The 10,206-nt window shown below is 71.5% G+C and carries 11 protein-coding genes; 5 read left to right on the forward strand and 6 right to left on the reverse strand.

Annotation, left to right across the window (positions count from 1 at the left end; translation table 11 throughout):
• Positions 1-42: 42 nt before the first annotated feature.
• Together ACZ4LX_RS29180 and ACZ4LX_RS29185 are read left to right on the forward strand one after the other, a co-directional pair.
• Positions 43-681, forward strand: coding sequence for a DUF6879 family protein (locus ACZ4LX_RS29180; RefSeq protein WP_467641710.1), 639 nt, complete (start codon positions 43-45; stop codon positions 679-681).
• 17 nt (positions 682-698) lie between these two features.
• Entirely contained in the window at positions 699-1,541 is an 843-nt protein-coding gene (locus tag ACZ4LX_RS29185) for a helix-turn-helix domain-containing protein (RefSeq protein ID WP_467641713.1), read from the forward strand.
• Between the two features lie 117 nt (positions 1,542-1,658).
• Here ACZ4LX_RS29185 and ACZ4LX_RS29190 read toward each other — a convergent pair whose 3' ends face one another.
• The 3 genes from ACZ4LX_RS29190 to ACZ4LX_RS29200 all read right to left on the reverse strand — a co-directional run bounded on the left by ACZ4LX_RS29190 (position 1,659) and on the right by ACZ4LX_RS29200 (position 4,227).
• Positions 1,659-2,705, reverse strand: a complete 1,047-nt coding sequence (locus tag ACZ4LX_RS29190; protein WP_467642194.1) for a PHP domain-containing protein — start codon at positions 2,703-2,705, stop codon at positions 1,659-1,661.
• Positions 2,706-2,852: 147 nt separating this feature from the next.
• Positions 2,853-3,629: a maleylpyruvate isomerase family mycothiol-dependent enzyme gene (locus ACZ4LX_RS29195; protein WP_467641716.1), complete on the reverse strand. Its 777-nt coding sequence runs from the start codon at positions 3,627-3,629 to the stop codon at positions 2,853-2,855.
• A 40-nt stretch (positions 3,630-3,669) separates the two neighbouring features.
• Complete coding sequence (locus ACZ4LX_RS29200) at positions 3,670-4,227, reverse strand: hypothetical protein (RefSeq protein WP_467641719.1); 558 nt, start codon at positions 4,225-4,227, stop codon at positions 3,670-3,672.
• Positions 4,228-4,368: 141 nt separating this feature from the next.
• Here ACZ4LX_RS29200 and ACZ4LX_RS29205 point away from each other — a divergent pair, with 141 nt between their 5' ends.
• Positions 4,369-4,659: a hypothetical protein gene (locus tag ACZ4LX_RS29205; RefSeq protein WP_467641722.1), complete on the forward strand. Its 291-nt coding sequence runs from the start codon at positions 4,369-4,371 to the stop codon at positions 4,657-4,659.
• 24 nt (positions 4,660-4,683) lie between these two features.
• Here the strand turns inward: ACZ4LX_RS29205 and ACZ4LX_RS29210 are convergent, their stop codons facing one another.
• The 3 genes from ACZ4LX_RS29210 to ACZ4LX_RS29220 all read right to left on the reverse strand — a co-directional run bounded on the left by ACZ4LX_RS29210 (position 4,684) and on the right by ACZ4LX_RS29220 (position 7,942).
• Positions 4,684-5,757, reverse strand: a complete 1,074-nt coding sequence (locus ACZ4LX_RS29210; protein WP_467641725.1) for a prenyltransferase/squalene oxidase repeat-containing protein — start codon at positions 5,755-5,757, stop codon at positions 4,684-4,686.
• A complete protein-coding gene (locus tag ACZ4LX_RS29215; RefSeq protein WP_467641728.1) occupies positions 5,754-6,536 on the reverse strand; it encodes a class I SAM-dependent methyltransferase in 783 nt (260 codons plus the stop codon). The genes ACZ4LX_RS29210 and ACZ4LX_RS29215 overlap by 4 nt, the downstream gene beginning before the upstream one ends.
• A 68-nt stretch (positions 6,537-6,604) precedes the next feature.
• Positions 6,605-7,942 carry a glycosyltransferase family 4 protein gene (locus ACZ4LX_RS29220; RefSeq protein WP_467641731.1) on the reverse strand — a complete coding sequence of 446 codons (1,338 nt, stop codon included), beginning with the start codon at positions 7,940-7,942 and terminating at the stop codon, positions 6,605-6,607.
• Between the two features lie 263 nt (positions 7,943-8,205).
• Here ACZ4LX_RS29220 and ACZ4LX_RS29225 point away from each other — a divergent pair, with 263 nt between their 5' ends.
• The gene (locus ACZ4LX_RS29225; RefSeq protein ID WP_467641734.1) at positions 8,206-8,817 is read left to right on the forward strand and encodes a TetR family transcriptional regulator; all 612 of its coding nucleotides are present in this window, start codon (positions 8,206-8,208) and stop codon (positions 8,815-8,817) included.
• Between the two features lie 136 nt (positions 8,818-8,953).
• Positions 8,954-10,204 (forward strand): substrate-binding domain-containing protein, encoded by a 1,251-nt coding sequence (locus ACZ4LX_RS29230; RefSeq protein ID WP_467641737.1) that lies wholly within the window; start codon positions 8,954-8,956, stop codon positions 10,202-10,204.
• Positions 10,205-10,206 lie beyond the last annotated feature (2 nt).

Here is a 10,206-nt window from a genome sequence, read left to right on the forward strand (position 1 = left end):
GCACGGCGGCGCAGCTCAAGGGGGTAACGGGAGGGTCGTGCCATGACTCAATCCTTTCACGGAATCGAGCCTCCACCTGACCCGGGACGGTTCACCGGAGAAGTCCCGATCGTGGTGCCCCGAGAACTACTGGTCGACTTCGCTCCCAAGACCCGCACCCCGCGCATCATCGACCTGGAGGCGTTCGGGAGGCTGTTCGAGACGTTCGAGCACACGGCTTGGCGGCTGGAATCGCGGCGTCGGTTCGCGTCCGATGAAGTCACCGATACATACGCGCAGTTCGCCGCCGGTCTGCCTGCCCAGTGGGACTACGACGACGACTGGTGCCGGAACGTCCGAGCGCAAACCGGACAGGGAAAGCGGTTCGAGCGAGTCCGGACCGTCGACAGCCCGCCGACGCCGGGGCAGTTGTACCTCCTCGACAACGCGAGGCGTAACTGCTCCGCTGGAGAGGACATCCGGAACCTGGGGCGGGCCGACGCCGACCGGCTGAGGCTTCCCGCAGAGGACTTCTGGATCTTCGACTCACGCCTCGTGGCACTCCTCAACTTCGATGAGGACGATGACCTCGTCGATGTTGAGCTGATCACCGAGCCGGCTGAAGTGAACCGCTACGCCCAGGCTCGGGACGCGGCATGGCATCACGCGATCCGGTACGACGTCTTCGCCTCGAATCTCTGACAGTTAGCGTGTGACCGGTGAGCACAGACTTCCAAACGGCGCGAGACGCCCTCGGCGCACGGCTCCGGGAGCTCCGGATCTCGGGCCCCGAGGGCCGGCTCACCGGTCCGCAACTGGGCGAACGGCTCGGCTGGCCGCACTCCAAGATCTACAAACTGGAGAATGGGCGGCAAACCGCGACCGCCGCCGACCTCTCGGCATGGGCGGCAGCCACCGGCAGGCCCGACGCCGTGGCCGAACTCCACTCACGTCTCAGAGGCCTTGAATCCCACGTCAGGTCCTGGCGCCGCCAACTGGCCTCAGGGCACCGCCCCGTCCAGGACGCGATCACCGCCGAGCACGCCCGGACCACCACCCTGTACGTCTGGGAGAACGCCCTCATTCCCGGGATGGTGCAGACTCCGGACTACGCCCGCGCCGTGTTCACCCGTCATGCCCAGTTGATGCGCTCCCCCAAGGACACCGAAGAGGCCGTACGGGCCCGGGTGCGACGCCAGGAAGCGCTGTACGACCGCAGGAAGCGGCACCGGATCATCATGTGGGAAGGGGCGTTGCGAGCCCTCGTATGCACCACTGCGGTGCTGGCAGCCCAACTCGACCGGCTGTCCGGCCTCACCGGTCTCGATACGGTGGAGCTGGGGATCGTACCGTTCGCCGCCCCGCTGAAGATCCAACCCGCGAACGGGTTCTGGATCTATGACGACAGGCTGGTCGTCGTCGAGGACTGGCACGCGGAACTCTGGATGGACGACGCCGACAGCATCGCCGTCTACCAGCGCACATGGGCTCTGCTACGCGAGTCGGCCATGTTCGGCGTGGACGCCCAGCGCATCATCTCGCAGGTCCAGCGCAACAGCTAGGGGCTGTCCCCGCGCCGCGACTCCGTCGCCCCGCCTCCTCCGGCATGTCCCGCGCCGCGACTCCGTCGCCCCGCCTCCTCCGGCATGTCCCGCGTCGCGTGATGCTGCCGGCCGGGCTCAGGACCCCGTCCGCGCACCGTCCGGCAGCCGCCCCTCCCGTGTCCAGCCGAGCAGTTCGTCCGCCGTCCACGTCGTGACGACGCGTTCCGCCGGGACACCGCACTCCTCGGCGCGGGCGCAGCCGTAGGCCTGCCAGTCCAGTTGGCCGGGGGCGTGGGCGTCCGTGTCGACGGCGAACAGGGTGCCCGCCGCCACGGCGCGGCGCAGTAGGCGGCGGGGCGGGTCCAGGCGCTCGGGTCTGCTGTTGATCTCCACCGCCGTGCCCGCCTCGGCGCAGGCGGCGAAGACCTCGGCCGCGTCGAAGCGGGATTCGGGGCGGCCCCTGCCGGTGAGCAGGCGCCCCGTGCAGTGGCCGAGGATGTTCGCCCGGGGGTGGCGGACGGCGGCGAGGAGCCGGCGGGTCATCGGCGCGGGGTCCATCCGCAGTCTGGAGTGGACGGACACCACGACGAGGTCCAGCCGTTCCAGCAGTTCGTCCTCCTGGTCGAGGGAGCCGTCGAGGTGGATGTCGCACTCGATGCCGGTCAGCAGCCGGAACGGCGCCCAGCGCTCGTTGAGTTCGGCCACCGTGTCGAGCTGCTGCCGCAGCCGCTCGGGCGAGAGCCCGTTGGCGACCGTCAGCCGGGGCGAGTGGTCGGTGAGCACCGCCCAGTCGTGGCCGAGCTCCGCCGCCGTACGGCCCATCTCCTCGATGGTGCTGCCGCCGTCCGACCAGTCGGAGTGCAGATGGCAGTCGCCGCGCAGCAGAGCGAGCAGGCGTTCACCGCCCTCGGTGAGCGGGCCGCTCTCCTCGGCCTCGGTCTCCAGGCGCTCAAGGTAGGCGGGCGTCCGTCCGGCGACCGCCTCGCGGATCACCTGGGCGGTGCGGGGGCCGATGCCCCTGACCCGTTCCAGGGAGCCGTTCGTGACCCGTTCCACGGCCTCGCCCTCGCCCATCGCCGCCACCGTGCGGGCGGCGGTGCGGAAGGCCTGGACGCGGTAGGTGTCGGCCTTGCCCCGCTCCAGCAGGAAGGCGATCCGCTCCAGGGCCAGGACCGGGTCCATGGACACCTCCTGGCGGGACGGGACGGGGCGGGACGGGACGGGGCTGGTCGGCCGGGACGGGCGGGGCTGGTCGGGGCGGGACGGCTGCCCGTCCAGCTTGGCCCAGTCCCGCCCGGCCCGCACACCGGCCGCGTCCCGCCGTGCCGGTCAGCCGAAGGAGGACCGGGCCAGCCAGAAGTCCAGCAGTTCCGCGTCACCCAGCACCTCGACGCGGTCGCTGTCCGGGGCCAGGCGGCGGTTGAAGACCAGCATCAGGTCGGTGAGCGGGCCCCGCAGCGCCACGGTTGCCTTTCCGTGTGCGCGGCGCCAGGTGAAGCCGTCCTCGCCGAACTCGATCAGCCACTCGGCGTCCGGTACGTCCGTGGCGTGCAGGTGGAGGGAGCGGCCGCCGCCGCGCAGCTCCGCGGCCTCCGGATCGCCCTCGGCCTGGGAGAAGGAGACGATCTCCAGCCACTCGTCGATCGTGTCGGCGGCCAGCTCGGGCGCCATCGTGTACGGCACCTCCGCGGCCAGGGCCGCGTCCGCCAGGTGGACGACTGTCTCTATCGCCATGCGCCGCGCCCAGAAGCCCGCGTTCCGGTCCCGGTACCAGGACCAGAGCTCCGTGTCCGGGCCCGCTTCCCGCAGCGCCTCGGCGGCGCCGGCCGCCCCGTCCGCCAGCCAGGCGTCGAGCACGGCGGGGTCGTCGCCGTCGGGGGTAGCCGACGGCACCTGGCCCTCCGGAACCTCATCGGTGGCCCGGGTGCGGATGATCTCGGTGACCCAGCGGTGGGCGCCGCCGACGTGGACGGCGAGGTCGCGCAGGGTCCACTCCGGACAGGTGGGAACCGTCACGCCGAGGTCCGCGCCACTGATCGCCTTTCTCAACGTCTCGGTCAGCAGGACGATTTCGTGGCAGTAGCGCTCATGCGCGAGGTGGGTCATGCCCGTACTGTAGTGCGGTCACGACCCGCCCCACATGGGGTTATCCGCTGAGCTGCGAGGCGGACGGCACCTTGTCCTTCACCTCGGCGCCCGCGCTCTTCCCGGCGTCCTTGACGCTGTTGATGACGCTCTCGAACGTGCCGATCTCCCCGTCGCCCGTCTCGCCCTTGCGGAGCTTGGTGGCCATGCCCTTGAGGGACTCGATGCCCGCGGTCAGCGGGGCGACCGCCTTCGCCAGCAGCGGATCACCCTTGGCGTTGTCGGAGGCCGCCCGGAGCCGGTTGTAGGCGAATCCGCCCGCGAGCCCGGCCTTGACCAGTGCGAAGGTCCGTCCGTCCGTGCCCTTCTTGAACTTCCCGGCGCGGTAGGGCTTGACGATCCACTGGTACGTCGCACCCGCCGCGAGCCCCGCGTTGGCGACGAACCGCGTCTTGGCGAACTTCTGCGCCTGGGCCGAGGACGTGACGGTGGGCGAGGCCGAACCGCTCGCGCCGCCGCCGTTGTCGTCGTCGCTCCCGCACGCGGTGGCGCTCACCAGCACCGAGCAGGACAGCAGCAGCGCCACGAGGAGTCGGCGCAGCGGTACGGAACGGGGCACGGCGGGCCTCCCTGACCGGGGACATCACGGGAGGCGCCGGGGCCCGGCGCTCCCCCGCCAGGCTGGCTCCGGCGGTCCCGCCCCGCCACCCCGGCACCGCCGTCCGTGTTTCACCGGGCCGAAAACGGCAACCCGGAGTCCATGTCTTACAGACGAGGCAACGGAAGCAGTACCGCAGCACGTGTCATAGCCCTGGTGGCCGACATCATGGCTTTCATCATCGGCCTGTGGATCCTGATGTACCTGCTCGACGCCAACCGGGGCAACGACCTGGTCGAGTTCGTGCGGGACAGTGCCCGGTGGCTCGCAGGCTGGTCGTACGACATGTTCACCTTCGACGCGGCATGGGCCCGGGTCGTCTGCGGATACGGCCTGGCAGCCGTCGTGTACCTCTTCATCGGTCACGCGGTGGCAGGCCGTATCCGGCGCTGAGCAGGCCGGAAGGCCGGCGGGCGCTCAGCCGCAGCAGTCCGGCTCAAGCCCCTTCGGCAGCCGTTCTCCGCCGAAGACAGCAGTGGTCGCCTCGTCCCCTCCGAGCGCGGCCACTGCCAGCAGGAGCGATCCGGCGGTCCACGCCGTGTGCTCCTCGGGCCAGAACGCCCGGTTGCCCTCGAAGACGTACCCCGTCCAGTACATCCCGCCCTCGGCCCGCAGGTGCTGGATGGACTGGAGGATCTCCAGGGCCCGGTCGGACTCGCCCATCACCCAGAGGGCCAGGGCCAGTTCGCAGCTCTCACCGCCGGTCACCCAGGGGTTGGGCAGCACACAGCGGACCCCGAGGTCCGGGACGACGAAGCGTTCCCAGCCCTCGTCGATCCGCTGCTGGGCGGCCGGTCCGCCGATCGCGCCGCCGAGGACCGGGTAGTACCAGTCCATCGAGTAGCGGCTCTTGTCGAGGAAGCGCTCGGGGTGGCTGCGGATCGCGTGCCCCAGCGCCCCGGTCGCCAACTCCCAGTCGGGCTGCGGCTCTTCCCGGCTCTCGGCAAGTGCGAGCGCGCAGCGCAGGGCCTGGTGGATGGAGGAGGAGCCGGTCAGCAGCGCGTCCGCCACCCGGGTTCCGTCGGGCTCCTGCTTCCAGCCGATCTGGCCGCCGGGCTGCTGGAGCCGCAGGACGAACTCGACGGCGGCGTAGACCGTCGGCCACATCCGGTCGACGAACGCGTCGTCGCCGGTGGCGAGGTAGTGGTGCCAGACACCAACGGCCACGTAGGCGCAGAAGTTGGTCTCCAGGCTGCGGTCGGTGGGCTGTTCCGGGTCACCGTCGTGGTAGGCCGCGTACCAGGAGCCGTCCTCGTTCTGACTGCGGGCCAGCCACTCGTACGCGCGTTCCGCGGCGGTGTGCTCGCCGGCCGCGTCCAGGGCCATGGCGGCCTCGGTGTGGTCCCACGGGTCGAGGTGGTGGCCCCGGAACCACGGGATCGCGCCGTTGTCGCACTGCACGGCGAGCACGGCGGCGACGGTCTCCGCGGCCTGCTCGGCGGTGAGTACTCCGGGCAGGACGAGGTGTTCGGTCCGCTCGGGAAGACTCACGCCTCGGCCTCGGCCTCGGCGGAGTCGGCGGCCGGCGCGGGGGCCGCGGCGGCGCGGGCCAGCGGCAGGTGCGGCTTGGTCGCGTAGGCCACGAAGCTCTTGCCGACGATCGGGTTGAGCAGCTGCTCGGCGACCCGGGTGGCCATCGGCTTCTTCATGATGTCCCAGACGAGCAGCTTGTGGTACGCCCGCACCGGCAGCGCCTTTTCGTTGTCCACCCCGAAGGCACACTTGAGCCACCAGTAGGGCGAGTGCAGGGCATGGGCGTGATGGCTGCCGTACGGCTTGAGACCGGCGCCGCGGATCTTGCCCAGCAGCTCATCGGCCTTGTAGATACGGATGTGGCCGCCCTCGACCTCGTGGTAGGCGTCGGAGAGCGTCCAGCAGACCTTCTCGGGGCCGTAGCGGGGCACGGTGACCGCGATCCGGCCGCCGGGCTTGAGGACCCGGACCATCTCGGCGAGCACGCCCTTGTCGTCGGGGATGTGCTCCATGACCTCGGAGATGATCACGACGTCGAAGGACTCGTCGGGGAACGGCAGATTGAGCGCGTCACCCTCCATCGCGGTGGCGGTGGCCCCCTCGGGCGCCTCCCCGGCCTCCTTCATCGCGGCGAACCACTTCGCGACCTCGCGGATCTCCTCGCCGTTCTGGTCGAGAGCCACGACCTGGGCGCCGCGCCGGTAGCACTCGAAGGCGTGGCGTCCGGCGCCGCAGCCCAGGTCGAGCACTCGGTCGCCTGCGGCGAGCGGGAAGCGGGTGAAGTCCACGGTCAGCACGAATGCCTGCTTTCGCGGTCGAGGGAGTCGGGAGGGTGTGCGGGGTCAGGGGATCGGGAGGCGGGGCGTCATCGTCGGCCGCCGGGGCCGGTGGCGGCGCGGGCCGCGATCGCCTCCCGGTAGAGCGCGGCGGTGCCGATCGCCGCCTGCTTCCAGGTGAACCGGGTGAGGACCCGTTCGCGTCCCGCGGCCCCGAGCCGCGCGCGCAGCTCCGGGTCGCCGAGCAGCCGGCCGAGCGCGTCGGCCAGGGCCCCGGCGTCGGCGGGCGGGACGGCCAGACAGGTCTCGCCGTCGGGGCCGGCGACCTCGGGGATCGCGCCGCCGGTGGTGGCGACGAGGGGCGTGCCGGTGGCCATGGCCTCGGCGGCGGGCAGGGAGAAACCCTCGTACAGCGAAGGGACGCAGGCTATCTGGGCGCCGCGCACCAGGTCGACGAGTTCGGTGTCGCTGATGCCCTTGACGAACTCGACGGCGTCGCCGAGTCCGTGCCGCTCGATGGCCTGGGCGACCGGCCCGTCCTCGGCCCGGCGGCCGACGACCACGAGATGGGCGGCGGGGTTCCCGGTACGGAGCTTGGCCAGCGCCTCCACGAGGTGGACGAGGCCCTTGAGCGGGACGTCGGCACTGGAGGTGGTGACGATCCGGCCGGGCACCTCGGCGACGGCGGGATCGGGCGACCAGAGGTCGGTGTCCGCGCCGATGTGCACGACACGGACCCGGTTCGGACGCACCCCCAGGTGCTCGACGATCTCCTGTTTGGAGGAGCCGGAGACGGTGAGCACGGACGGCAGCCTGCGCGCGACCCGCTTCTGCATGCGGGTGAAGGCGTACCAGCGGCGCACGGACGCGCGGCGGCGGCGGGTCGGGGCGGCGTCGAGGTCGAGCTTCCGGTCGACGGTGATGGGGTGGTGGATCGTGGTGACGAGGGGGGCGCCGAGGTCGGCGAGGAGCCCGTAGCCGAGCGTCTGGTTGTCGTGTATGACGTCGAACTCGCCGCGCCGGGCGGCGAGATGGCGCCGGACACGGAGGCTGAAGGTGAGCGGTTCGGGGAAGCCGCCGGTCCACATGGTGGCGACCTCGGTGGCGTCGATCCAGTCCCGGTACTCGCCGCGCTTCGGGGTGCGGAACGGGTCGGGCTGCCGGTAGAGATCCAGGCTCGGCAGTTCGGTGAGCGGGACGCCCTCGTCGAGTACGGGGTAGGGCTGGGCGCCGATCACCTCGACGCTGTGGCCGAGGCGGGCGAGCTCCCGGGCGAGATGGCGTACGTAGACGCCCTGGCCGCCGCAGTAGGGGTTGCCCTTGTAGGTGAGGAGGGCGATGCGCAGAGGGCGGTCGCCGACGGCCTCCGTGTCCGATGATCTGTCCGCGCCCGCACGGGGGCCCGACGCTATGGCCTCAGCGGTCACACTCGGCCCCCTTCTCACTGCGTGTTCGCCGGAGCGTAACCGCTCACGCTAATCTAGAACAAGTTATAGACCGACCGGCAAACGGAGGGCGGCCGGTCGGGGGCTCGAACGTTCGATGAGCTATGAATCTACCGGCAGGTAGCAGTGGCGCAACGGCCGGATCAGGTGATTCGCACCACGGCACGCACCCTGGCATGCTGTGCGCCGCCGGACCGGCCGCCGCGGTCTCACGGCCGCGGAGACAAGCCCTGGGGATGGGACACATGACAGCGGAAGCCAGACCGGCATCGCCGCCCCTGACGGAACGCCAGGAGGCCCGCCGCCGCCGCATCCTGCACGCCAGCGCCCAGCTCGCCAGCCGGGGCGGTTTCGAGGCCGTCCAGATGCGCGAGGTGGCGGAGGCCGCCGGGGTGGCCCTGGGCACCCTGTACCGCTACTTCCCCTCCAAGGTCCATCTGCTGGTCGCGACCATGCAGGATCAGCTCCAGCACATGCACGGGACGCTCCGCAAGCGGCCTCCGGCCGGGGACGACGCGGCGGAGCGGGTCGCCGACACCCTGATGCGCGCCTTCCGCGCGATGCAGCGCGAACCGCACCTGGCGGACGCGATGGTGCGCGCCCTGACCTTCGCGGACCGCAGCGTGAGCCCCGAGGTGGACACGGTCTCGCGGCTCACGACGGCGATCATCCTGGACGCGATGGGCCTCGACCACCCGACGCCCGAACAGCTCTCGGCCGTCCGGGTCATCGAGCACACCTGGCACTCGGCGCTGATCACCTGGCTGTCCGGCCGGGCCTCGATCGCGCAGGTGAAGATCGACATCGAGACGGTGTGCAGGCTGATCGACCTGACCGCGGGGCGGCCCGCCGGCTGAGTCCGGCGGGCGGCTGCCCATGTACGGCGCCCACATGGCCTCCGGGTCAGGTGGGGCGCCCTGCACCATATCGACGACGGCACGGTGTTCATACGGTTCGGCGACATCACAGGAACACGCCGAGGAGCCGGTCACCATGCGTCGCAGAGCCAGCAGATCCCGCAGATCCCTCACCGACACCCGTACCGTCGCCGTACTGGCCGCCGCCGGTCTGCTGCTGACCGGCTGCACCGCCGCCGGCACGGCGGGCGAATCCGGCTCCGGCGGGTCAGGGAAGTCGGCCGCCGACGCGCCGGTGAAGGTCGGCCTGGTCTACTCCCGGACCGGGCTGCTCGCGGACTACGGCAAGCAGTACCGCGACGGCTTCATGGCGGGCCTGGACTACGCGACGAAGGGCACGGGCAAGGTCGCCGGCCACCGTATCGAGGTCACCGAGCAGGACGACGCGGGCGACCCCGGCAAGGCGGTCTCCGCCGCGAAGAACCTGATCGGCAAGGGCTACAAGGTGCTGGCCGGCACCACCGACTCCGGCGTCGCCCTCCAGATGGCACCGCTCGCCGCGCAGAACAAGGTGCTGTACGTCAGCGGTCCGGCGGCCACCGACGCGGTGACCGGCGTCAACGACTACACCTTCCGCTCGGGCCGCCAGTCCTACCAGGACATCCTGACGGCGGGCGCGATGCTCGGCGAGGCCAAGGGCAAGAAGGTCACGGTCCTCGCGCAGGACTCCACGTTCGGCCAGGCCAACGTCGCCGCCGTGAAGGCGGTCCTCGGCGGCAAGGGCGCGAAGGTCGGCTCCGTACTGGCGCCGCCCAGCGCGACGGACCTGACGCCCTTCGCCCGGCAGGTCAAGGCGGGCGGGCCGGACCTGGTCTTCGTCGCCTGGGCCGGGTCCACCGCCCCGGCCCTGTGGACCGCGCTGGACCAGCAGGGCGTGCTGGGCGCGGGCAAGGTCGTCACCGGCCTCGCCGGAACCGCCTCGTACCCCGTCTTCGGGGCGGCCGGGGCCAAGGTGTCGTTCCTGGCGCACTACTTCCCGGGCGCGGGCGGCGGCAACGCCGTGGAGAAGGCGATGCTGGACGGGGTGACGAAGGCGGGCGGCACACCCGACCTGTTCACGCCGGACGGCTTCACCGCGGCCCAGATGGTCGTGCGGGCCGTCGCGGAGGGCAGCGCCACCGACCCGGCCGCGATGGTGAAGGCCCTGGAGGGCTGGGCCTTCGACGGGGCCAAGGGCAAACAGCGGGTCCGGGCCGAGGACCACGCGCTGCTCCAGCCGATGTTCGTGGCCCGGCTGTCCGGCAAGGGCACCGCCCTGAAGCCGGAGCTGCTGGACACCGAGGCGATGGACACCGTGGCACCGCCCGCGAAGCCCTCGGCGGGCTGACC

The sequence above is a fragment of the Streptomyces sp. NPDC026062 genome, assembly GCF_055568375.1.